Here is a 23717-nt window from a genome sequence, read left to right on the forward strand (position 1 = left end):
TGCCGTGGATCCTTGCGAACGTTCCCGGAGGTGTCAAGAGTGTTACCGCGATGAAAATCTCCAGTGCAGCAGGGTCTTGCGGATCAGGGCGGTCCTTGCGGATGATGCGTTCTCAGCAAGCATAATGAAGTTGCGGGAACGTTTTCATAGCGGCTCACCGGCCGCGGACGGCGCCGCGCACAGTGCCTCACTCACGGGGGCCTCACTCACGGAGGAGCGGGATGAAGATCACCGGCCTGGAAGTGCTGACCCTCCCCGACCACGGCGACAGCATGATGCTGGTGGTGGTCGACACCGACGAGGGCATCCACGGCCTGGGCGAGGTCGGCATCAGATCCCGGCAGCGGGCGGTCGCGGGCGGCCTCGAACACCTCGCGGAGCTGATCGTCGGCGAGGACCCGCGGCGCATAGAGCACCTGTGGCAGGTGATGTTCCGCCGCGGCTTCTTCCCCGCCGACCGCATCATCGGCGCCGCCATCGCCGCCGTGGACGTCGCCCTGTGGGACATCCGCGGCAAGGCGCTCGGCGTGCCGGTGCACGACCTGCTCGGCGGACGCGTACGGGACTGGGTCCCGGCGTACGTGCACGTCGGCGACGACTACCACGACCGCGAGCGATTCCTCGACCGCTGCCGGGAGTTGGTCGCCGAGGGCTGGCGGCATGTGCGCTTCTCCGCGCCGCACGACGTGGACGACGTCCTCGACGCCCGGCGCTGCCTGCGCGATTCGGTGAGCCTGTTCCACGCGGTGCGGGACGCGCTCGGCGACGAGATCGAGCTGATCCTGGACGTGCACACCCGGCTCGACCCGCCGGAGGCGGTCACCCTGTGCCGCGAGATCGAGGCGGCCCGCCCGTACTTCGTCGAGGACCCGCTGCGCAGCGAGAACCCCGAGAGCTACCGGATGCTGCGCGCGCGGACCGGCGTACCGCTGGCGGCGGGCGAACAGTACGGATCCAAATGGGAGTTCAGGACCCTGATCGAGGAGGAGCTGATCGACTACGCGCGCGTCGACATCGGGGTGGCGGCCGGGCTGACCGAGGCGAAGAAGATCGCCGCGATGGCGGAGACCCACCACATCAAGCTCGCCACCCACAATCCGCTGGGCCCGGTCACCGCCGCGTCCTCGCTCCAACTCAACCTGGCCTGCCCGAATGTGGCGATCCAAGAGCACCAGACGGACCCCGAGCCCGCCATCGCCGCGCTCTTCCCCACCCGCCCGGCCATCTCCCCCGGCCGCGTCACGCCGACCGACGCGCCGGGCCTCGGCGTCACCCTCGACCGCGACGCCGCCCGCGCCCACCGCGCCACGACGACCGAACGGCCCCATCTGCGCACGCCGGACGGCGCCTTCACCAACTGGTAGCCGGATCAGGGCACGTCGGACGCGGATTCGGCGGGCGTTACGCGACCGGGGACGGGACGACCGGGACGGCCGCGTTGGGGTCGTGGCCCGCGAAGGCCAGGGTGATGACGAAGCCCGCGACCTCCTCGACCTGGCGGGCGCGGTCCAGTCCGCCGAGGACGGCCGGGGTCGCGGCCACGTCCCGGACGAGGCGGGCGACCACGTCCAGCGCGGCCGGGTCGTCGCCGCAGATCGGGACGGTGACGGCCGGCCCGACGGGGTCGGTCCACTGGGTGGAAGGGAAGAGGTGGAACGCCTTGACCACATGGGCGCCGGGGGCGCGGGCGGCGACGCGCCCGGCCATGGACTCGGCGGGCCCCGTCAGCAGGACTCCGGCGCCGTGCGCCACCGCGTTCGTGGGGTCGATCAGCGGCGTCCCGGCCAGCAGTCCCTCGGTCGCGCCCGCCGCGCCCAGCATGTCCTCCGCGCCGTCCCAGGCGACGGCGAGCAGCACCGCGTCCCGCCCGCTGACGGCCGTCCGCGGCGCGACGGCCCGCGTGCCGCGGCCCAGCGCCTCGGCGAGCGCCGCCGCCTTGGCCGTCGAGCGCCCCGCGACCACCACCTCGTGCCCGGCGCGCAGCCAGCCCTCGCCCAGCGCCCGCGCCAGCGTTCCCGTACCGAGAATCCCGATCCGCATCCTTCGCTCCCTCGCCCGTGCCCTGTGCCGTGGCCCGCGCCGCGCCCGTGGCCTGTGCCGTGACCAGCGCCTTGACCCGCGCTGCGACCAGTCCCCGCCCGGCGCCGTGACCAGCGGCGATCGTCTGACGGATACGGTAGGGAAGCCGATACGCACCGGCCGGTGCGCGAGGGACGGACCATGATGGGTGGCGCGATGAGCCCTCACGAGAGCCCCGACGAGACGCGCGAGAGCCCCGGCGCGCACTGCTACGAACGGGTCGCCGACTGCCGGCTGCGCGCGGCCACCGACCTGTTCGCCCACACCTGGGACCCGGTCGTGCTCGCGGCGCTGCGCACGGGCCCGCGCCGCCGCCGCGCGCTGCGCGCCGCGATCGGCGGGATCAGCGACAAGGTCCTGACCGAGACGCTGCACCGGCTGCTCGGGAACGGCCTGGTGGGCCGCCGGGCGTACGCGGAGGCGCCGCCGCGCGTCGAGTACGGGCTGACCGCGCTGGGCGAGAGCCTGGTCGACGGCCCGATGCGGGCGCTCGGCCGCTGGGCCCTCGACCACGGCGACGAACTCCTCGACGCCCAGGAGGCGGCGCAAACGGCGGCGCATGCAGCGGCGCATGCAGCGGCGCATACGGCGGCGCGCGAAGCGGCGCGGGGCGCCGAGGAGTGGTGAGCAGTCGGTGAGCGGTGATGAGCGGTGTGTCGCGGTGGCTCGCCGGGGTTCACGGTGGCTCGCCGTGCCTCGCCGTGCCTCGCGGTGGTGAGGCGACAGCCCGCTACGACGCGTAGAAGTTCCGCTGCCAGCGGTGCTTGGCGAGGATCGCGAGCTGCTCGTCGGTCAGCGGCGTCCCGTCGCTGACCGCGGTGTTGCGCTCGACATTGCGCACCGACCGCATGCCGGGGATGACGGTGGAGACGGCCGGCGCGCTGAGGACGTAGCGCAGGGCGGTCTCGGCGATGGCGTCGGGGGCGATGCCCAGGTCGTCCACGATCGCCCGGACGCGCTGCTCGACCTGGGCCGGGCGGTCGCCGCGGAAGTAGCGGTTGCGGAAGTCGCCCTCGGGAAAGGTCGTACCGGCCGTGACCGCGCCGGTCAGACCGCCCTCGTCGAGCGCGACGCGGACGATCACGCCGACGCCGTGCTCCTGGCAGGCGGGCAGCAGCGACTCGGCGGGCGTCTGCTCGAAGATGTTGTAGATGACCTGGACGGTGTCCACGACACCGCTGCGGACCAGCGCCAGCGAGTTGTCCGTCTCGTGGTCGTTGATCGAGACGCCGAACAGCCGGATCTTGCCCTGCTGCTTGAGGTCGGCGACGGTCTCCAGCCAGTCGCCCCTGCCGACCCACTCGTCCCGCCAGACGTGGAACTGGAGCACGTCGAAGTGGTCGAGGCCGCTGGCGCGCAGGCTGGTCTCCAGGCTGGCGCGGATGTGCTCGCCGGAGAACGCCTCTTCCGCGGTCACCCCGGCGGGCGCGGGCCATGTGCCGTTGCCCGGCGGGACCTTGGTGGCGACCAGGATCTCGTCACCGGCCGCCGCCCGCTCGCGGACGACCCGGCCGACGATGCGCTCGCTCTCGCCGTAGCCGCGGGCGGTGTCGATGAGGTTCACGCCGAGGTCGACGGCCCGGTGCAGGGCGCGCACCGACTCGTCCTCGGTCGCGCCCACCCACGCCCCCTCGCCGATGCCCCAGGCGCCGTAGCCGATCTCCGACACGGACAGGCCGCTGCGGCCCAGTTCGCGGTAACGCACAGACTTCCTCTTCTCGGGGTTGCGGAATGCGAAGGCGCGGGCGGACCGTCAGCCGGCGGCGCTGAGCCGGGCGATCTCGTCGGCGTCCAGGGTGAGTTCGGCGGCGGCGACCGAGTCGCGGATGGTCTCGGGGCGGCTGGAGCCGGGGATCGGGACGACGACCGGGGACAGCGCGAGCAGCCAGGCCAGGCAGACCTGCTGCGGGCTGACGCCGTGCGCGGCGGCGACCTTGGCGAACTCCCCGTAGGAGGAGCCGAGTTCACCGGCGTGGGCGATACCGCCGAGCGGGCTCCACGGCAGGAAGGCGATGCCCAGCTCGTCGCAGAGCGTCAACTCCGGCTCGCTGGAGCGATACGCGGGCGAGAACTGGTTCTGCACCGACACCAGGCGCCCGCCCAGGATCTCCTGGGACAGCCGGATACGGTCCGGGCTCGCGTTGGAGATGCCCGCCATCCGGATCTTGCCCGCGTCCAGCAGCTCGGCGAGCGCGCCGACCGACTCCTCGTACGGCACGGCGGGGTCGGGCCGGTGGAACTGGTAGAGGCCGATCGCCTCGACCCCGAGCCGCCGCAGCGACGCCTCGCAGGCCGCCTTGATGTGCTCGGGCCTGCCGTCCAGCGTCCACGAACCGTCGCCCGGCCGCAGGTGGCCGCCCTTGGTCGCGACCAGCACGCCGTCGCTGTCGCCGCCGTACGAGGCCAGCGCCTTCGCGATCAGCGACTCGTTGTGCCCGACCTCGTCGGCGTGCCAGTGGTACGCGTCCGCGGTGTCGATCAGGGTCACCCCGGCGTCGAGCGCCGCGTGGATCGTCGCGACGGAACGTGCCTCCTCCGGGCGCCCCTCGATCGACATGGGCATCCCGCCCAGCCCGATCGCGCTGACCTCGACGGCACCGATACGACGGCTCTGCATGGTTTCGCGCCTCTCTCATTCCACCTACGACGACAACGGACCTCCAGCTTCACCCGTGGGGCGGGCAGTCGTCCAATAGAAGAAAGCGAACGAATTAAGAAGCGCGGCCGTTCAATGCGCGCCGTGGCTCATTCCGCGAAGGTGAACCCGGCCAGCAGCGCGTCTCCGGTCAGTGTCCAGCTCAGCGTGTGCGGGCCGGGGCCGGGCGGGGCGGACAGCGGCGCGGTCAGCTCCGTCCAGGTGTGCCGGTCGGCGGTCGGCGGCGGGGTGAAGGCGGCCAGCGGCGCGCCGTCGCAGCACAGCTCGATCCGGGACGGTACGGCGCAGGACCCGCCCTCGGCCGCCGGTCGGCTGACCTCGACCGCGACCGTACGCGCCCCGGTCAGGCCGACGTCCCGGAAGACGGCGGTGGCCGGTTCCCCCGGCGCCGCGGGGCCGACCGCGTCACCGGAGACGGGGCCCGCGTCCAGCAGCCGCAGCCCCGTACAGGCGTCGAAGTCCACGGCCGCCACGCGCACTCCAACCGCATTACGGGGAGCGGGAGTCGGGCCGGTGACCTCCAGCCGGGCGGTCGCGGCGACGTCCTGGACCCCGCGCGCCACGAGGACGTCGTACGCGCCAGGGTCCACGGTGAAGGCGCCGGTCCCGACATCCCAGTGCGCGAGCGCGTCGGCGGGCACCTCGACGCTCACCTCGCGCCGCTCGCCCGGCGCGAGCCGCACCTTACGGAAGGCGGCGAGCCGCAGCAGCGGCGCGTCGTAACGGGCGTCCACCGCACGGGTGTAGAGCTGCACGGTCTCGGTGCCCGCGCGCTCCCCGGTATTGACGACGGTCACCGTCGCCGTCACCGGCTCGCCCGGCGCGATCCGCGCCGCCGACAGCCGCAGGTCCTCGTAGCCGAACGTGGTGTACGACAGGCCGTGCCCGAACCCGTAGAGCGCGGGCGCGCGGTGGTACTGGTACGTCCAGCCCGCCGTGATGATGTCGTAGTCCAGCGGCGGCGGGAGCGGGTCGTCGCCGCGGTACCAGGTCTGCGGCAGCCGCCCGGTCGGCTCGCTCGCGCCGAGCAGCACCGCCGCCAGCGCCCGGCCGCTCTCCTGCCCGCCGTGCGCGGTCCACAGCACCGCGGGCACCCGCTCCTGCGCCCAGTCGAGCGCGTACGGATAACTGCTGGTCACGACCAGGACGGTGCGCGGCTGCGCGGCGGCGACCGCCCGCAGCAGCGCGTCCTGCGCGGGCGGCAGGTCGGTGTCGGGGCGGTCCTGCGTCTCACGGCCGTTGATCAGCGGGTCGTTGCCGAGGACGACGACGGCGGTGTCGGCCGCGGCGGCGGCGGCCCGCGCCTGCGCGATCCCGTCGCGTACGACCGTACGGCGCCAACTCTCGGCCTCCGCGGGGGTGTCGGCGCTCACCGTCACGCGCCCGGTCGCCCCGTCCACGGCCGCGTACCGGCCGCTGTGCACATGCCGCAGCAGCTCCGTACCGTCCGCCCGCTCCTCAAGGCGGAAGGTCTCCTGGACGTCCCAGCCGTTGGGCAACGTCTGATCCGCCGTCAGCACCCATTGCCCGGAAGCGTTTTCGTCGCCGCCGCTGGGAACACCTCCGTCGCGCGCGGTCAGATAGCGGCCGGTGCGGGCGCTGCGCAGGGTCAGCACACCGCCGCCCCAGTCGAAGACGTCGAAGCAGAAGTCGTCGGCCGGGACTTCGGCCGCCGGGGCCGCGAGCAGCAGCGGGCCCGCCGGGTCGGCGGCGGGCACCGACAGCGCGCCGTCCGACGAGGTGGCGTGCAGGGCGATCCGGTCGACGCCCTCGACCACGACGGTCACCTCGTCGCCGCGCGCGGCCAGCGCGGCCGTCAGCCCGTCGGCGGCCGTGATCCGGTACGGCATCGTGCCGCTGTACCAGTCCTCGAAGAGGGTGTCCGCGAGCGGCCCGATCACCGCGACCTTGTGCGATGCCCCCGCGACCGGCTCCAGCGGCAGCGTCCCGTCGTTCTTCAGCAGCACCACCGCCTCCGTGGCGGCGCGCAGGGCGAGTTCGCGGTGCGCGGGCGAGTCGACGGCGTCCCAGCCGATGGCCGCGTACGGGTCGCGCTCCGGGTCGAACTCGCCGAGCCGGAAGCGGATCGCGAGCTGCCGCCGTACCGCGCGCGTCACGTCGTCCTCGTCGATCAGCCCGCGCCGCAGCGCGTCCTGGAGGCGGCCGACGGTGACGGCGGAGTCCTCGCCGTGGTCGGTGAAGCTGTCGACCCCGGCGCGCAGCGCCGCCGCGTGCGACTCGGCGTGGTCGGTGAAGTAGTGCTCGGGGTCGACCAGATTGCTCGGCGCCTCGGCGTCGCTGACCACGAACAGCTCGTGCCCGGTGGGCGCTGCCCAGCGCCGCAGCTCCGACTCGATCAGCGGACTGACGTGGCAGGGACGGCCGTTGACCAGGTTGTACGCGAGCATCGCGCCGGTCGCGGCGCCCGAGGCGACGGCCGGGCGGAAGGCGGCGAGGTCGTACTCGTGCAGCACGCGCGGGCGCAGCCCCGAGGAGGTGACGCAGCGGTCGTCCTCGTTGTTGTAGGCGAGGAAGTGCTTGAGGATCGGCGCCGTGCGCAGGTGCTCGGGGTCGTCGCCCGCCATGCCCCGGCAGTAGGCGTCGCCCAGGCGCGCGGTGAGCAGCGGGTCCTCCGCGTAGCCCTCCTCGTTGCGCCCCCAGCGCGGGTCGCGGAGCAGATTCACCACCGGCGCCCACGCCTGGAGGCTGATCGGCCCGGCGCCGATGGGCGCGGCCCTGTGGTGGTGGAAGGCGCGCTGCTCGACGGAGACGGCCGTCGCGACCGCGTGCGTCAGCTCCTCGTCCCAGGTGGCGCCCAGGCCCACGGCCTGCGGAAAGGTGGTGGCGGTGCCGAGCCACGCGACGCCGTGCAGCGCCTCGGTGCCGGTGCGGAAGGCGGCGATGCCCAGCCGGGGCACGGCCGGGGCGTACTGGTGCAGCAGCGCCACGCGTTCGTCGGGGGTGAGCCTGCCGAGCAGGTCCTCGACCCGTTCGCGCAGCGGCAGTTCCGCGTCGCGGAAGGGCGGCCGGTCGTGCACGGGCGTCGTACTCACTGAGGCAAACCCCTTGGGCCGGTGACGTGGTGAAGCGCTTCGCCGAAGCTGACACGCCGCCGACGAGGGTGTCAACGGGTCGCACACAACCTCCGTCCGGCGCACCGCTGTCGAATTCATCGAACGCCCTGACCAGGGCGGCGATGATGTCCGCAGGACCGTACGGGGCCGGAATCCGCCCGCCGGACAGTCGCGTCAGAACTCTTGTCGGAACCGAAACACGTGGTTACTGTCGCCGACACATCGAAGCGCTTCGACAGTCCTCTTCGACACTCTCCCCGGCGTCTCGCCCCCTCCACGCGGCACCGGCACGGCAAAACGGCACCCACGGCACGCACCCTCGGCGTCCCCCCGGATCGGACCACCCCACACGGCGAAGGACCCACCATGACCAGCCAGTTGAACCGCAGAACCTTTGTGAGCGCGGCGGCGGCGACAGCCGGAGCCGCGGCGCTGTCCCCGCTGCTGACCGCCTGCGGAAGCGGGTCGAGCAGCAAGGGTGGCACCAGCAGCAAGAGCGGACTGAAGGCGGCGCTGCCGCAGTTCACCGCGAGCCGCTCGGTCACGGCGGACATCCCGGCGGTGCCGGGCGCCGCGGGCACCGCCACCGACCCCGGCTTCCTGACCTACCCGGCGAGCCCGGTGAAGACGGTCGACGGCGTGCCGGGCAAGGGCGGCAGCTACACCGCCGTCACCCCGCTGTGGGGCACCATCCCGGAGCCGGGCAACTCCTTCTACCAGGCCATGAGCAAGGCCCTCGGCGTGACGCTGACGATGAAGCCCGCCGACGGCAACCACTACGACACCGCCATCCCCACCATGACGGCGGCCAAGAAGCTGCCGGACTGGATCCAGCTCCCCACCTGGTGGAACGCCAACTTCAACGTCGGCAAGCTGGCCGGCACCCAACTGGCCGACCTCACGCCGTACCTGGCGGGCGACGCGGTCAAGGACTACCCGAACCTCGCCGCGATCCCGACCGGCGCCTGGCAGGCCGGGGTGTGGGAGGACAAGCTCTACGGCATCCCGTCCTTCTCCAGCGGCTTCGTCGTCGCGGGCACCACCTACCACCGGGCCGACATCCTCCAGGCCAAGGGCATCAACCCGGACGAGATCTCCTCGGCCGCCGATCTCCTCGCGCTCGGCAAGGAGTTGACGAACGCCAAGGGCGGCGTGTGGGCCTTCGACGACCTGTGGACGTATCTCTCCCCGTTCTGGGGCGTGCCCAACAAGTGGACGGTCAAGGACGGCAAGCTGGTCCACAAGTACGAGGGCCAGGAGCTGCTGGAGGCGCTGGACTGGCACTACAAGCTCGCCAAGTCCGGCTACATGCACCCGGACGCGCTCGCGGGCAACACCAACGACGGCAAGAACCGGTTCTACGCGGGCAAGGTCGTCGTCACCGGTGACGGCACCGGCGCGTGGAACCTCGCCGACGCGCAGGCGGGCACGGCGGCCGATCCGAAGTACCGGCGCGGCGCGTTCAAGGTCTTCGCCGCCGACGGCACGTCGAAGCCCGGCATCTTCCTCGGCAACTCCACCAGCCTGATGAGCTATCTGAACATCAAGCTGTCGAAGGACCGGATCAAGGAGCTGCTGGCGGTCGCCAACTACCTGGCCGCGCCCTTCGGTTCCGCCGAGTACACGATGGTCAACTACGGCGCCGAGGGCGTCCACTACACGATGGACAACGGCACGCCCACCTTCACCGACGAGGGCAAGAAGGACGTCCAGCAGCAGACGTACCCGTTCCTGGCCACCTGCTCCGCGGTGATCAGCAATCCGGGTGCCCCGCAGGTGACCAAGGACTACGCGGCCTGGCAGGCGGCAGCGGCGGCGACCGCGTACAAGCCGGTGTTCTGGAACATGAACATCACCGTGCCGCAGCGCTTCGCGACCGCCGACGCGGGCCAGGCCGTCGAGGACACCATCAAGGACTGCTACCACGGCAAGAAGAAGGTCTCCGACGTGCAGGCCGCGATCTCCTCGTGGAAGAGCAGCGGCGGCACGCGGTTGACGACGTGGATGCAGACGAACGTGCTCGACAAGTACGGCTCGGGGCAGTAGGCGGTGGCCGCGATCATCACCGGGAAGGCGGACGGGACACCGGGGAAGCCGGACGCCGCGGACGGGGACCCCGGCAAGGGCGCACGCGACGGCAAGAAGGGCTCACGCGACGCCGAGAGCACGGCGCACGGCGGCCTGACCTGGCGCGTGCGGCTGCGCCGCGACAAGTCGCTGCTGCTGATGACCCTCCCGGCCGTCGCGCTGCTGCTGGTCTTCAACTACGCGCCGCTGTTCGGCCTGGTCACCGCCTTCGAGTACTACGACCCGCTGGTCGGCGTCCGCAACAGCGACTTCGCGGGCCTGGAGCAGTTCCGGCAGCTCTTCCACGACCCGCTGTTCTGGGGCGCGTTGCGCAACACGCTCTTCCTCAGCTCCGTCCAGATCGTCCTCTTCTTCCCGGTGCCGATCGCGCTCGCCCTGATGCTCAACACCGTGATCAGCGAACGGCTGCGGAATTTCGTGCAGTCCATCGTCTATCTGCCGCACTTCTTCTCCTGGGTGCTGACGATCACCGTCTTCCAGCAGATGCTCGGCGGCGCGGGCGTGCTCAACCAGTTCCTGCGCCGGCACTCGATCGGCACCTGGGACGTGATGACCGACCCGCACACCTTCGCGCTGCTCATCACCTCGCAGGCGGTGTGGAAGGAGGCGGGCTGGGGCATCATCGTCTTCCTCGCGGCGCTCGCGGCCATCGACCAGAACCAGTACGAGGCCGCGGCCGTCGACGGCGCGGGCCGGTGGCGCCGGATGTGGCACATCACGCTGCCCGGCATGCGCGGGGTGATCGTGCTGATGCTCGTGCTGCGGCTCGGCAACGCGCTGACCGTCGGCTTCGAGCAGTTCCTGATCCAGCGCGGCGCGGTCGGCCACGACGCGGCCGACGTCCTGGACACCTTCTCCTTCTACTACGGCATCGCCACCAACAACTACAGCTACGGCGCCGCCGCCGGTCTGTTCAAGAGCGTCATCTCGCTGCTGCTGATCTGGGGCGCGAACCGGCTGGCGCACTCCTTCGGCGAGGACGGGTTGTACCGCAGATGACCGACACACTGACCGTGGGCGGCGACCGCGCCGGCCGTACGCGGAACCCCCGTGCGCGCAAGGGCCCGCAGCGCCCGTCGTGGGAGGAGGCGCCGGGCGTCGCCGGGCAGACCTTCAAGGGCGCCACCTTGGCCCTGGTCGTGGCGGCCGTCCTGGTGCCGCTGTGGATCGTGGCGCTGACCAGCCTGTCCACGCCGGGCGCGATCGGCCGCGCGGGCGGCCTGGTGATCTGGCCGGACGGGGTGACGCTCAACGCCTACCGGTTGATGCTGGAGAACGGCGCGGTCACCCGCGCCCTGCTGGTCAGCCTCGGCGTCACGGGCGTCGGCACCGCGATCTCGATGGTGGTCTCCGTGCTGTGCGCGTACGGCCTGTCGCGCTCCGGGTCGCTCGGCCACCGGGCGATCCTGATGGTGCTGATCGTCACCATGTTCGTCAGCGGCGGCCTGATCCCGACGTACCTCGTCGTCACCGGCCTCGGCGGCTACGGCCAGTACTGGGCGCTGATCCTGCCCAGCGCGATCTCCGTGTTCAACATCCTCGTGCTGCGCGCCTTCTACTCCGGCACCTCCGCGGAACTCATCGACGCGGCGCGGATGGACGGCGCGAACGACTGGCGCATCCTGTGGTCGGTCGTGCTGCCCACCTCGCGGGCCGTGACCGCCGTCGTCACGCTCTTCTACGCGGTCGGATACTGGAACTCCTTCTTCAATGTCATGCTCTACATGCCCACGGACAGCCCCAAGTGGCCGTTGCAGTACGTGCTGCTGGAGTACGTCAACTACGGGATGAACATGCCGGGTTCGGTGAACAGCGGCTTCGGCACCGCGCACGCGCAGACCGCGCCGCTGTCGCTCCAGATGGCCGTCGTGGTGCTCACCCTCGTACCGATCCTGATGGTCTACCCCTTCATGCAGAAGCACTTCAAGACCGGCGTGCTGACCGGAGCGGTCAAGGGATGAGCGGTCAGGGGACGGACGGTCACGGGATGAGCGGTCACGGAATGAGCGGGCACGGAATGAGCGGTCGGGGCACGGGTGAACGTACGCAGGGGACCGCGGGGCCGCCACCACGACAGGAGCAGCACAGCATGATGGGAAGCACCTCCGCCGTGACCATCGCCGAAGTGGCCAAGCACGCCGGGGTGTCGTCGAGCACGGTCAGCTATGTCATCAGCGGCAAGCGCTCGATCTCCGAGGCGACCAGGCGCCGGGTCGAGGCGGCCATCAGGGAGTTGGGCTACCACCCCAACGCGGGCGCGCGGGCGCTGGCGGGCAAGCGGTCGCACATCATCGCGCTGATGGTGCCGCTGCACACCGACGTCTACGTGCCGATCATGATGGAGATCGCCATCGCGGTGACCATGGCCGCGCGCGGCTTCGGCTACGACGTGCTGCTGATCACCAACGACGAGGGCCCGGACGGGGTGCGGCGGGTCGCGGCCAGCGGCCTGGCCGACGGCGTGATTCTGATGGACGTCGAGCTGGACGACGACCGCATCCCCGTCCTGCGGGCGCAGAACACGCACGCCGCGCTGATCGGACTGCCCGCCGACGCCACCGGACTGTCGTGCGTGGACCACGACTTCGCGGCGGCGGGCGCGCTGTGCGCCGACCACCTGGCCGACCTCGGCCACCGCGACGTGGCCTTCATCGGCTACAGCCCGGCGGTCTACCGGCGGCACGCGGGGTACGCGGAGCGGACGCTGACCGGCTTCCGTACGAGGTCGGCCGAGCGCGGGCTGCGGATCGTGCACCGGCCGTGCGACGGGACGTACGAGAGCACGGCGGGCGCCTTCACCCGCGTCCTCGCCGACCGGCCGGAGACCACCGGCTTCGTCGTGCAGAACGAGGGCGCGATCGGGCCGCTGCTGAGCCTGCTGCGGGCGGCCGGGCGGATCGTGCCCGAGGACGCCTCGGTGGTGGCGCTGTGCCCCGAGCCGCTGGCCGACCAGTACTCGCCGCGGCTGACCGCCGTCACCGGGCCCGCGCAGGATCTGGGGCGGCGCGCGGTGGAGCTGGTCATGCGGCGGATCGAGGGCGCGGACGCCGACGAAGTCGCCCTGCTCACACCTCTGTTGACCACACGCGAGAGCACAGGCCCGGCCCCGCACCGCGACTGAGCCCCGCTTCCCCCCATAGCGCCGCTTCCCGACCCCGCGCTTCCCCCCAATAGCGCCGCTTCCCTACCCCCGCTTCCCCCCATAGCGCCGCTTCCCCCCGGTGGCGCCGCTTCCCTACCCCCGCACGCCCGTTTCCGCCCTCGCACAGACACGTCAGGAGAGCCACCGCATGGCAGAGCACTTCCGCATCCGCGAGCACGCCCTCGAATGGCGGGCCAGGGGTGAGACGTTGCGGGTCGAGGCGTGGGGCCCGGACGCGGTCCGGGTGCGGTCCGCGCCCGCCGGGGAGATCGTCGAGGATCTGCCCGGCGCGCTGGACGCGCCGCCGCCCGGCGCCACCACCGCGATCACCGTGCACGGCGACTCGGCGACCCTCGTCAACGGCGCGCTGACCGTACGGATCGACGCCTGCGCCGAGGGCCGGCTGACCCCGGAACTGCCCGCCGCGGCGGGCCGGTTGACCTTTGAGCGCACCGACGACGGCGGAGAGCTGCTGGCCGAGGAGCCGCCGCACTTCTGGTGGCCGGGCCCGCGCCTCTACACGGCCACCGGCAACGGCTACCACCGCCTGGAGCAGCGCTTCCGCGCCTACGCGGACGAGCGCTGCTACGGCCTGGGCCAGCACGGACACGGACTCTTCGACCAGAAGGGCGCGGTCCTCGACCTCGTGCAGCGCAACGGCGAGGTGACCGTGCCGCTGCTGATCTCCAGCCGCGGCTACGGCCTGCTGTGGAACTCCCCGGCGGTCGGCCGGGTCGAGCTGGGCGTCACCGGCACCCGCTGGGTCGCCGACAGCGCCCGGCAGATCGACTACTGGTTCACCGCGGGCGACCCCGGCGCGATCCTGCGCCGGTACGCCGACGCCACCGGCCACAGTCCCGAACTCCCGGACTGGGCCACGGGTTTCTGGCAGTGCAAGCTGCGCTACCGCACACAGGAGGAGCTGCTGGAGGTCGCCCGCGAGTACCGCCGCCGCGAGCTGCCGCTGTCCGTCATCGTCTGCGACTTCTTCCACTGGACGCACCTGGGCGACTGGCGCTTCGACCCGGCGGAGTGGCCGGACCCGGCCGCGATGGTCCGCGAACTCGACTCCATGGGCGTGAAGTTGATGGTCTCGGTGTGGCCGTCGGTCAGCCCGGCCAGCGAGAACCACGCGCCGATGTGGGACCGCGGGCTGCTGATCGGCACCGAGTACGGCCCGCTCGCGCACGCCGACTGGCCGGACAAGGGCCTCGGCGCGTACGCGGCGCAGGTCGCCTTCTACGACGCCACGCACCCCGAGGCCCGCGCGTACGTGTGGGAGAAGCTGGCCGCCAACTACCTGGCGCACGGCGTCTCGGTGTTCTGGCTGGACGCCGACGAACCGGAGCTGAAGCCCAACTACCCCGCCAATCTGCGCTTCCACGCGGGGCCCGGGCTCGAAGTCGCCAACCTCTACCCGCGCGAGCACGCCCGCATGGTGCACGACGGGCTGCGCGCGGCCGGGCACAGCGAGGTGCTGACCCTCAACCGCTCGTCGTGGGCGGGCGCCCAGCGCTACGGCGCCGCCCTGTGGTCGGGCGACATCGGCACCGACTTCGCGTCGCTGTGCGCCCAGATCACCGCCGGGCTCAATGTGATGCTCTCCGGCATCCCCTGGTGGACCACCGACATCGGCGGCTTCCACGGCGGCGACCCCGACGACCCCGCCTACCGCGAGGTGCTGGTCCGCTGGTTCCAGTACGGCGCCTTCTGCCCGCTGTTCCGCCTGCACGGCTTCCGCGGCCCGGAACAGGTCCTGGAGCCGGGCATGACCGGCCTGCCCAACGAGGTCTGGTCCTACGGCGGGCGGGCGTACGCGGTCCTGGCGTCGTATCTGCGGCTGCGCGAGCGGCTGCGGCCGTACATCGCCGAGCAGATGCGGGTGACGGCCCGCAGCGGGGTGCCGCCGATGCGGCCGCTGCTGCTGGAGTTCCCCGACGACCAGGACGCGTGGGGCATCCGCGACGCCTTCCTGCTCGGGCCCGACCTGCTGGTGGCGCCGGTCACCGAGGCGGGCGCGGTCACGCGGGAGGTCTACCTCCCGGCGGGCGCGCGGTGGACGGACGCGTGGACGGGCGAGGAGCACGACGGCGGCCGTACGGTGACGGCCGCGGCGCCGCTCGACCGCATTCCGCTGTTCCTGCGGGACGGCGCGCGGCTGCCGATCGCGGAGCCGAGGTGAGCCCTTCCATGAACACCGTCCCCGACTCCCGCGCCGATCCGGCCGGTTGGCTGACCGCCCGGCTCGGCGGCCCCGCCTTCGGCGGCGACTACAACCCCGAGCAGTTCGCCGACGACCCGGCCGTACGGCGCGAGGACGAGGAGCTGATGCGGCGGGCCGGGGTGAATCTGGTGACGCTGAACGTCTTCGGCTGGGCGGAGCTCGAACCGGAGCCGGGGCGCTACGACTTCGCGCCGCTGGACGCCCGGCTGGAGCGGCTGCACGCCGCGGGCGTGGCCGTGGACCTGGCCACGCCCACCGCGCAGCCGCCGCCGTGGTTCGGCCTCGCGCACCCCGACGCGCTGCCCGTCACCCCCGACGGCACCCGGCTGACCCACGGCAGCCGCGACACGTACTGCCTGGCCGCGCCCGCCTACCGGCAGGCCGCCCGCGCCGTCGCCGACGCGCTGGCGGCCCGGTACGGCGAGCACCCGGCGGTCGCGCTGTGGCACGTGCACAACGAGTACGCGACCGTCTGCCACTGCGAGCACGCCGCCGACGCCTTCCGGCACTGGCTGCGCGAGCGGTACGGCACCCTGGAGGCCGTCAACCGGGCCTGGGGCACCGCCTTTTGGAGCCAGCGCTACGGCGCGTGGGAGCAGATCCAGCCGCCGCGCGCCACGCAGTGGCGGCCCAACCCCGGCCAGGTGCTGGACTTCCGGCGCTTCTGGTCGGACCTCGCGCTGACCGCCTACCGCGAGCAGCGCGACGCGATCCGGGCGCACAGCCGGGTGCCGGTCACCACCAACGTGATGCTGCCCGGCTACCAGGTGCTCGACCTGTGGGCGTTCGGCCGCGAGGTCGACCTGGTGGGCGTGGACCACTACCCGGACGCGCCGGGCCTGGACGCCGCCGCAGACACCGCCTTCGGCGCGGACCGGGCGCGCTCCTTCGGCGGCGGCAGGCCGTGGCTGCTGATCGAGCAGGCCACCAGCACCGTCTACGCGGGCGACCTCGTCCTGCCCAAGGAGCCGGGCGACATCCTGCGGCACTCGCTGAGCCACATCGCGCGCGGCTCGGAGGGCGTGCTGTTCTTCCAGTGGCGGCAGTCACCGGCCGGGGCCGAGATCTGGCACTCCGCGATGGTCCCGCACGCGGGGCCGGACACCCGGATCTTCCGCGAGACCGTCGAAACCGGCCGCGCCGTGGCCGCGCTGGCCGAGGTGACCGGCTCGACCGTACGGGCGCGGGCGGCCGTCCTGCACGACCCGGACGTGTGGTGGGCGCTGGACACCCCCGTCCTGCCCACGCCGGAACTCCCGTACCTGCCCGCGCTCAAGCGCGCCCACCGCGCCCTGTGGGACGCCGGGATCACCACCGACTTCGCGCACCCGTCCGCCGACCTGTCCGCGTACCGGCTCGTTCTCGCCCCCAGCCTGCACCTGGTCTCCGAGGAGTCCGCCGCCGCGCTCACCGCCTACGTCGAGGGCGGCGGCACCCTGTTGGTCGAGTGCTTCAGCGGCGCCGTCGACCCCCACTACCGCGCGTGGCCCGGCGGGGCGCCGGGCCCGTTGCGGCCACTGCTCGGCCTGCGCGCCGAGGAGTTCCGCCCCCTGCCGTCCGGCGCCGCCGTCCCCCTGACCGACGGCGGCGCCGGCACCACCTGGACCGAGGCGCTGCTGCTGGAGGGCGCGACGGCCGAAATCGGTTACGCGGAAGGGCCGTTGACCGGCCGGGCCGCCGTCACCCGGCACGCCCACGGCCGGGGCACCGCCTGGTACGCCTCCACCCGGCTGTCCCCCGCCTCGTACACCGCGCTGATCGGCGGCTTGATACGGGCCTGCGGCGCGGAGCCCGAACTCCCCGGTCTTCCGGCGGGCGTCGAGGCGGTCCGCCGCCACAGCGACGACGGCCGCGCGTACCTCTTCCTCCTCAACCACTCCCCGGCCGAGGTCCGCGTCCCCGTGCGGGGCCACGATCTCCTGGCGTCCCGCGCCTTTCCTTCCGAGGGCGCCGTCCTGCCGCCCGCGAGCGCCGTGGTCGTCCGCGAGGAGGGCTGAGGGGACCGCCCTTGCCGACTCGGGGGACGGGCACGGAACGTGACCCCGGCATCACCCGAACGAGTGAACGCTTCTCGGTCATCCTGGGATGGTCACGCAACCGGCTCTTCCCGAAGGGCGTCCCCTCCTGCGCAACAGGTGTGACGCTTGGGGTGGGAAGGGGGTCGGGCGTGGACACGGTGATTGTGCAGTTGCCCGAGGAATCCGACGCACGGTGGGGAGAGGAACCGGCCGGGCGGCGCCCGAGGCTGCTGCGGCTCGGCCCCGGCGAGACGGCCGAGTTCGGGCGCGGGGGCTCCCCCGTGCGGACCGGTCCGGCCGGACACCCACCACCGTAGGCACGGCCCGGCGGGCCCGCTCCTGACAGATGACAGGGACGGCGGAACGCACCCGCGCCGCACCGGGACCCGCAGGGCCGCGGGCCGGACGCGCGTATACCCCGGCCGTCCGACGTGATCGCGCCAGCCCTTATGCGGCCCGAGACCCGGCATATGACCTAAGCCCGCCGAAATCCCCGCCCGGTGGTTAAAGGTCCAGCTAAGGACGGCTGTTCGGCATTCCCAGCGTCCGGAAGTGGCGTGCACACTACAGCCGTCGCCCGCCAAAAGCGTGCAACACGCAGCTATCGCACCACGATCCAGGTCTCGTCCTTGTCCTGTTCCTGACCTCACGTTGGAGTCGTCATCAACGACATACAAAAACCCCGTGTCGCACGGGCCCGCGCAGCGGTGGTCGCGGCGGCCTCGCTGGCCATGGTGTCCGGGTCCCTGATCCTCGCCATGCCCTCGCAGGCCAGCGGCCCCGCGCCCGCGGCCAAGACCATCGCGCAGAGCCACCCGGACTGGGCCACCGCCTCCGCCGACCAGGGCTCGGTCGCGGCGAACACCGAGATCACCGGCACCGTGTACCTGGCGGGCCAGGACGCCGCGGGCCTGACGAAGTACGCGACGGCCGTGTCCGACCCGAGCAACGCGAGCTACGGCGAGTTCCTGAGCCCGGCCGCGTACAAGGCGCGCTTCGGCGCCACCAAGGCGCAGGTCTCCGCGGTCCGGAAGTGGGCGGCCGACTCCGGCCTGAAGGTCGTGAGCACCTCCGACCACGCGATCACGGTCAAGGGCACCAACGCGGCGGTCACCAAGGCGTTCGGCACCGGCATCCACCAGTACCGCGTCTCGGGCACGCTGCGGCACGCCCCGGCCCGTGACGTCGTGGTCCCCGCGTCCGTCTCCTCCGCGATCCTCGGCGTGACGGGCTTCACCACGCCCGGCGCCAACGTCGCCAAGCCGAACTCGCACCGCGTCGACGACACCGCGGCCCGCTCCGCCGCGACCCCGGCAAGGAGCGGCAAGCCCGACGCCGGACTGCCGACCACCGCGACCTGCTCCGACTACTGGGGCCAGAAGATCGCCAAGGGCGCGCCGGCCGGATACACCACGTCCGACGTGCCGTTCGACCAGTGCTCGTTCTACCCCTCGCAGCTCCGCAAGGCGTACGGCATCACCGCCTCGGGACTGACCGGCAAGGGCGCGACGATCGCGATCGTGGACGCGTACGGCAGCTCCACCATGCTGGCGGACGCCAACCAGTACGCGACCGCGCACGGTGACAAGGCGTTCAGGTCCGGCCAGTACAGCGAGGTCGTCGACCCGTCGCAGTGGACCAACCAGGACCTGTGCGGCGGCCCCGAGGGCTGGGCGCCGGAAGAGGCGCTGGACGTCGAGATGGCGCACGGCCTCGCGCCCGACGCCAAGGTCGTCTACGTGGGCGCCAACTCCTGCGACGACAACGACCTGCTGGGCGCCATCAGCACCATCGTCGACAACCACCTGGCCGATGTCGTCTCCAACTCGTGGGGCGAGATCATGCACACCACGGACGACGCCGACGTCACCTCGTCGCTGATCGCCGCCTACGAGCAGGTCTTCAAGCAGGCCGCCGTCGAGGGCATCACCATCGGCTTCTCCGCGGGCGACTGCGGCGACAGCAGCCCGCTGGCCGCTGCGACCGGCGTCAACTGCCAGCCCGACACCTCGCGCGCGCAGGCCAACTGGCCCGACTCCGACCCGTGGGTGACCTCGGTCGGCGGCACCGCGCTCGGTCTGAAGGACAAGAGCGGCGCGTACGGCTTCGAGACCGACATGGGCACGCTGCGCTCCAACCTGTCGGCCGACGGCAAGAGCTGGACCCCCGCTCCCCCGGCCCCGTTCTACTTCGGCGGCGGCGGCGGCACCAGCGAGGACTTCGCACAGCCCGCGTACCAGCGCGGCGTCGTGCCCGGCTCGCTGTCGCACACGCTGATGACCGGCGCGAAGAGCCGTACGGCCCAGCGCGTCACGCCGGACGTCTCGATGAACGGTGACCTGTACACCTCGGTCCTCGTCGGCATCTCCGACGGCGCCCCGTACAGCGAGGGCGGCTACGGCGGCACCAGCGTCTCGGCGCCGGAATTCGCCGCGGTCCAGGCCGACGCCATCCAGGCCAGGCACCACGCCATCGGCTTCGCCAACCCGGCGATCTACGCCCGCGCCGGGCTGTTCAAGGACGTCGTGGACCAGAACGCCGCCCACCACCACAAGGCCCCGCTGAGCAACGTCGCCGACTTCGGCCTGGTCAACGGCACCCTCGCCGTGCGCCTCGCCGCCTTCGGCGAGGACACCTCGCTCAACGCGGTCCGCGGCTTCGACAACGCGACCGGTGTCGGCTCCCCGACCCTGTCCTACCTCCGCTCCTTCGGCCACCGCTGACCGATGTCCCGAAGGGCCCGGCGGAGCGACCCTCCGCCGGGCCCTTCGGCATTCCCCGCCGCCGCCGATTCCGCCGTATCGGCTGTGACAGGACGCCCCGAACGCGCGTCTGCATACACAGCAAGGCGGTCAATACTGGCGCCGGACGTGTGCGGTGCCGGTGGGGAGCAAGGGGCGACGGTGAAATTAGCGGCGATGCGGTCGTGGGTCGGGCAGCGGCCGAAGGCGGCGGTGGCGGGGGCGTCGGCGGTGGGCGCCGCGGGAGTGGCGGTCGCGCTGGTCGCGACGCTGACCGGCGGAGGCGCAGGCGCAGGCGGGGACGGCGGTGGCAAGGCGGACGACGCGGCGGCGCGGTCGCGGGCGACGCCGACCAGCCGCGCGCCGAGCCCGAGGACGGCACGGCCATCGACGGGGACGCCGACACCGACGCCGACCGTCACCGAGACGAAGGGTCCGATCGGCGACGGGTCCACCGCGTACACCGGCCCGCAGCCGCACCAGCCGAAGCCGGAGAAGCTCAAGCCGGGCGAGAAACCGCCGCAGTTCGTGGTGTTCTCCTGGGACGGCGCGCTGGAGAACGACGACCATCTGTTCTCGCGCTTCCGGGAGTTGGCCAAGGAGAACAACGCGAACATGACGTTCTTCCTGTCCGGCATCTACCTGGTCCCGGACGCGAAGCGGTCGCTCTACCACCCGCCCCGGCACGCGGCCGGGACGTCCGCGATCGACTTCCCGACCGACGCGCACATCAAGGAGACGCTGGAGCAACTGCGGCTGGCCTGGCAGGACGGGGACGAGATCGGGACGCACTTCAACGGGCACTTCTGCGCGCCCGACGCGGGCGGCGGCGGCACATGGAGCACCGCGGACTGGCGCAAGGAGATCGCCCAGGCGTACTCGTTCGTGGAGCACTGGAAGACGAACACCGGCTCCACCGACCTCCCGCCGCTGCCCTTCGACTACGGCCGTGAGCTGGTCGGCGGGCGCGCGCCGTGCCTGGAGGGGCAGAAGAATCTGCTGCCCGCGGCCAAGGCGCTGGGCTGGCGGTACGACGCCAGTTCGCCCGGCGACTTCCAGCTCTGGCCCGCCAAGTCGGGCGGGGTGTGGAACTTCCCGCTGGAGCTGATGCCCTACCCCGGCAAGGACTTCCAGGTCCTGTCGATGGACTTCAACTTCCTCTACAACCAGTCGGGCGGCGAGCAGACCCAGGGCGACCCGGCGAAGTTCCCGGCCTGGGAGCGCGAGACCCGGCAGGGCTATCTGAACGGCTTCGAGCGCGTCTACAACGGCAACCGGGCGCCGCTGTTCATCGGCAACCACTTCGAGACGTGGAACGGCGGCATCTACATGCAGGCCGTCGAGGACGTGGTGAAGGACGTCTGCCACCGGGACGGGGTGCGCTGCGTGTCGTTCAAGGAGCTGTCCGACTGGCTGGACGTCCAGGACCCGGCGGTGCTGGCCGAATTGCGCGGCCTCGACCCGAGCGAGTCGCCGGACTGGACGACGTTTCCCGCCAAGTAGCCGGGCCTGGCGGAGAGATCAGGGAACCGGCGGCCGGGCCCCGCGCCGAGGGGCCCGGCCCGCTCAGCCGGCCACCGCCACGTACCGCGTCCAGATGTCGACGGGATACGTGCTGCCGAACTCCTTCGTGGCCTTCGACGGCCCGCCGGTCCCGGTCAGCGGCAGCAACTCCTGCGTCTTCGGGTCGAGTCGGAAGACGGCGACCGACGTCGCCACCGCGGCGGCCCGCGCCCCCCTCGGCGGGTAGCCGACGTACCAGGCCGACAGGTCCCCGGCCGCCGTGCCCGTCTTGCCCGCCAGCTCCGTCCTGCCCGCGAGCCCGCCGCCTGCCCTCACCGCGCGGCGCGCGGTCCCGCCGGTCACCGCGTCCTTGAGCGCCTCGTCCACCTCGCCCGCGACCTTCGGGGTGAACGGGTGCGTGACAGCGGGCTGTTCGATGTCCACGCGCTGCCCGTCGCGGGTGACCTTGAGCACGGAGTACGGATCGGTGTGCGCGCCCGCGGCGGCGAAGGTGCCGTACGCGCTCGCCACCCGGATCGGGCTCGGGGTGACGCCGGTGCCGGTGGCGAAGGCGGGCACCTGCTCGCCGAAACCGCGCGGCAGCAGCCCGGCGTCGACGGACGCCTTCCGCACCCGGTCCAGGCCGACGTCCATGCCGAGTTGGGTGATCGGGCCGTTGACGGAGTCCGCCACCGCCTGCCGCAGGCTGATCCGCCCCCAGGACTTCCCGCCGTCGTTGCGGCTCTTCACGATCGTGCCGTCCCGGCTCCAGTACGGCCCCTCCGGCGTCCGTATCGGCACCTTGTCGTCGCCGTCGTAGACCGAGTCGGGGGTGACGGGCGTACGCGGCGCGCCGCGGGTGAGCAGCGCGCCGTCCCGCAGTCCGGCCGCGTAGACGAACGGCGCGTAGGCCGTACCGACCGGCACGATCGTGATGTTGGCGTCGTCGAAGCCCTGCTCGATGTAGTCGGGGCCGCCGTAGAGCGCGACGATCCGGCCGTCGGTGGCGACGGACGCGGCGCCGACGCGGACGTTCCGGTCGGCGGTCCTCGCCTTCGGTGCGAGGCCCGCGGTCTCGTGCCGCACGGCCTCGGCCAGGGCGTCGACGCGCGGGCGCTCGAAGGTCGTGTAGATCTGGTAGCCGCCCAGGTCGAAGCGCGCGTCGGAGATGTCGCTGTGCGCGGACACGTACGCCCGCGCGGTGTCGACGAGATAGCCGGTCTGCCCGCTCAGCCCCACGGGTTTCGGCGGCGCCTTGGGCTCGGGGAAGACGGTGTACGCGGCGCGCTCGGCGCGCGAGAGCTGACCGGTCTTCACCATCCGGTCCAGCACCCACTTCCAACGGGCCACCGCCCGTTGGTGGTTGGCCGGGCTGATCGCGGGGTCGTAGAGCGCGGCGCCCTTGAGCAGCGTGGCCAGGAAGGCCCCCTCGCCGGCGTTGAGCTGGGAGACGTCCTTGCCGTAGTACGCCTTCGCGGCGCGCTGCACGCCGTACGTACCGCGCCCGAACCAGGCGGTGTTGAGGTAGCCGTCGAGGATCTGCCTCTTGCTCATCTTCTGGTCCAGCTTCACCGAGATGAACATCTCGGTGATCTTGCGGGAGAGCGTCTGGTTCTGGTTGAGGTAGACGTTCTTCACGTACTGCTGGGTGATGGTGGAGCCGCCCTGGGTGTCGCCGCCGGTCACCATGGTGGCGACGGCCCGGCCGATGCCCTTCGGCGAGACGCCGTGGTCGGAGTAGAAGGAGGCGTTCTCGGCGGCCAGCACCGCCCACTGCACGCTCGTGGGTATCCGGTCCAGCGGCATCGCCTGCCGGTCCACCGGGCCCACCCGCGCCATCTCGGTGCCGTCGGCCCAGTAGTAGACGTTGTCCTGCTGCGTGGCGAATTCATTGAGGTCGGTGGGTATCCGGGTCCGCGCGTACGCCACTCCCACCACGGCGGTCAGCGTCACCAGCACCCACAGCGCCAGCAGCGACGCCTGGCGCAGCGACGGCACCCACCGCCGTATGCCGCGCCGCCCCGGCCGTGGATAGCGCGGCCGCAACACACGGGCCACGCGTTTCGCACGGGTCACGCGTACCGCGCGTACCGCGCCTCGGCCCAACCGCCTTAACTTCAGCCACTTTTTCCCCAACACCCCCGGAAGCTAAGGCCGGTTGTGGACCGCCCGAGGGCGGGACCGCCACAGTT

General features: G+C 72.3%; 15 protein-coding genes. 10 read left to right on the forward strand and 5 right to left on the reverse strand.

Annotated features, from left to right (window positions below; genetic code table 11):
• Window positions 1–221: 221 nt before the first annotated feature.
• Window positions 222–1364 (forward strand): mandelate racemase/muconate lactonizing enzyme family protein, encoded by a 1143-nt coding sequence (locus ACZ4EF_RS14510; protein ID WP_355339789.1) that lies wholly within the window; start codon window positions 222–224, stop codon window positions 1362–1364.
• 37 nt (window positions 1365–1401) lie between these two features.
• Here the strand turns inward: ACZ4EF_RS14510 and ACZ4EF_RS14515 are convergent, their stop codons facing one another.
• Window positions 1402–2040, reverse strand: a complete 639-nt coding sequence (locus ACZ4EF_RS14515; protein WP_467504657.1) for an NADPH-dependent F420 reductase — start codon at window positions 2038–2040, stop codon at window positions 1402–1404.
• A gap of 195 nt (window positions 2041–2235) precedes the next feature.
• On the opposite strand from ACZ4EF_RS14515, the gene ACZ4EF_RS14520 reads away from it, so the two are divergent.
• Entirely contained in the window at window positions 2236–2706 is a 471-nt protein-coding gene (locus ACZ4EF_RS14520; RefSeq protein ID WP_467504659.1) for a winged helix-turn-helix transcriptional regulator, read from the forward strand.
• A gap of 103 nt (window positions 2707–2809) precedes the next feature.
• Here ACZ4EF_RS14520 and ACZ4EF_RS14525 read toward each other — a convergent pair whose 3' ends face one another.
• The 3 genes from ACZ4EF_RS14525 to ACZ4EF_RS14535 form a co-directional block, all read right to left on the reverse strand.
• Entirely contained in the window at window positions 2810–3784 is a 975-nt protein-coding gene (locus ACZ4EF_RS14525) for an aldo/keto reductase (protein WP_391041793.1), read from the reverse strand.
• A gap of 48 nt (window positions 3785–3832) precedes the next feature.
• On the reverse strand, window positions 3833–4696 hold the full coding sequence (locus ACZ4EF_RS14530; RefSeq protein ID WP_355339778.1) for an aldo/keto reductase: 864 nt from the start codon (window positions 4694–4696) through the stop codon (window positions 3833–3835).
• A 128-nt stretch (window positions 4697–4824) separates the two neighbouring features.
• The gene (locus ACZ4EF_RS14535; protein WP_467504661.1) at window positions 4825–7788 is read right to left on the reverse strand and encodes a glycoside hydrolase family 3 C-terminal domain-containing protein; all 2964 of its coding nucleotides are present in this window, start codon (window positions 7786–7788) and stop codon (window positions 4825–4827) included.
• Between the two features lie 387 nt (window positions 7789–8175).
• Here ACZ4EF_RS14535 and ACZ4EF_RS14540 point away from each other — a divergent pair, with 387 nt between their 5' ends.
• The 8 genes from ACZ4EF_RS14540 (at window position 8176) to ACZ4EF_RS14575 (ending at window position 21525) form a co-directional block, all read left to right on the forward strand.
• A complete protein-coding gene (locus ACZ4EF_RS14540; RefSeq protein WP_355339772.1) occupies window positions 8176–9855 on the forward strand; it encodes an ABC transporter substrate-binding protein in 1680 nt (559 codons plus the stop codon).
• A gap of 3 nt (window positions 9856–9858) precedes the next feature.
• A complete protein-coding gene (locus tag ACZ4EF_RS14545) occupies window positions 9859–10896 on the forward strand; it encodes an ABC transporter permease (RefSeq protein ID WP_467504663.1) in 1038 nt (345 codons plus the stop codon).
• Window positions 10893–11858, forward strand: coding sequence for a carbohydrate ABC transporter permease (locus ACZ4EF_RS14550; protein ID WP_355339766.1), 966 nt, complete (start codon window positions 10893–10895; stop codon window positions 11856–11858). Before ACZ4EF_RS14545 ends, ACZ4EF_RS14550 begins: the two co-directional genes overlap by 4 nt.
• A 128-nt stretch (window positions 11859–11986) precedes the next feature.
• The gene (locus tag ACZ4EF_RS14555) at window positions 11987–13018 is read left to right on the forward strand and encodes a LacI family DNA-binding transcriptional regulator (RefSeq protein WP_355339763.1); all 1032 of its coding nucleotides are present in this window, start codon (window positions 11987–11989) and stop codon (window positions 13016–13018) included.
• 169 nt (window positions 13019–13187) lie between these two features.
• Window positions 13188–15221 carry a glycoside hydrolase family 31 protein gene (locus ACZ4EF_RS14560; protein ID WP_467504666.1) on the forward strand — a complete coding sequence of 678 codons (2034 nt, stop codon included), beginning with the start codon at window positions 13188–13190 and terminating at the stop codon, window positions 15219–15221.
• A gap of 8 nt (window positions 15222–15229) precedes the next feature.
• Complete coding sequence (locus tag ACZ4EF_RS14565) at window positions 15230–17260, forward strand: beta-galactosidase (protein WP_467504668.1); 2031 nt, start codon at window positions 15230–15232, stop codon at window positions 17258–17260.
• Between the two features lie 728 nt (window positions 17261–17988).
• Complete coding sequence (locus tag ACZ4EF_RS14570) at window positions 17989–20004, forward strand: S53 family peptidase (RefSeq protein WP_467504670.1); 2016 nt, start codon at window positions 17989–17991, stop codon at window positions 20002–20004.
• 195 nt (window positions 20005–20199) lie between these two features.
• A complete protein-coding gene (locus tag ACZ4EF_RS14575; RefSeq protein ID WP_467504672.1) occupies window positions 20200–21525 on the forward strand; it encodes a polysaccharide deacetylase family protein in 1326 nt (441 codons plus the stop codon).
• Window positions 21526–21588: 63 nt separating this feature from the next.
• On the opposite strand, the gene ACZ4EF_RS14580 is transcribed toward ACZ4EF_RS14575, so the two are convergent.
• The gene (locus tag ACZ4EF_RS14580) at window positions 21589–23523 is read right to left on the reverse strand and encodes a transglycosylase domain-containing protein (protein ID WP_467504674.1); all 1935 of its coding nucleotides are present in this window, start codon (window positions 23521–23523) and stop codon (window positions 21589–21591) included.
• Between the last annotated feature and the right edge of the window lie 194 nt (window positions 23524–23717).

It is taken from the genome of Streptomyces sp. NPDC025721 (genome assembly GCF_055558595.1).

Excerpts from the sequence above, each read along its gene's own strand:
- ACZ4EF_RS14510 (WP_355339789.1), top strand. The coding sequence starts at position 222 with ATGAAGATCACCGGCCTGGAAGTGCTGACCCTCCCCGACCACGGCGAC.
- ACZ4EF_RS14515 (WP_467504657.1), bottom strand. The coding sequence starts at position 2,040 with ATGCGGATCGGGATTCTCGGTACGGGAACGCTGGCGCGGGCGCTGGGC.
- ACZ4EF_RS14520 (WP_467504659.1), top strand. The coding sequence starts at position 2,236 with ATGAGCCCTCACGAGAGCCCCGACGAGACGCGCGAGAGCCCCGGCGCG.
- ACZ4EF_RS14530 (WP_355339778.1), bottom strand. The coding sequence starts at position 4,696 with ATGCAGAGCCGTCGTATCGGTGCCGTCGAGGTCAGCGCGATCGGGCTG.
- ACZ4EF_RS14540 (WP_355339772.1), top strand. The coding sequence starts at position 8,176 with ATGACCAGCCAGTTGAACCGCAGAACCTTTGTGAGCGCGGCGGCGGCG.
- ACZ4EF_RS14550 (WP_355339766.1), top strand. The coding sequence starts at position 10,893 with ATGACCGACACACTGACCGTGGGCGGCGACCGCGCCGGCCGTACGCGG.
- ACZ4EF_RS14555 (WP_355339763.1), top strand. The coding sequence starts at position 11,987 with ATGATGGGAAGCACCTCCGCCGTGACCATCGCCGAAGTGGCCAAGCAC.
- ACZ4EF_RS14560 (WP_467504666.1), top strand. The coding sequence starts at position 13,188 with ATGGCAGAGCACTTCCGCATCCGCGAGCACGCCCTCGAATGGCGGGCC.
- ACZ4EF_RS14565 (WP_467504668.1), top strand. The coding sequence starts at position 15,230 with ATGAACACCGTCCCCGACTCCCGCGCCGATCCGGCCGGTTGGCTGACC.
- ACZ4EF_RS14575 (WP_467504672.1), top strand. The coding sequence starts at position 20,200 with ATGCGGTCGTGGGTCGGGCAGCGGCCGAAGGCGGCGGTGGCGGGGGCG.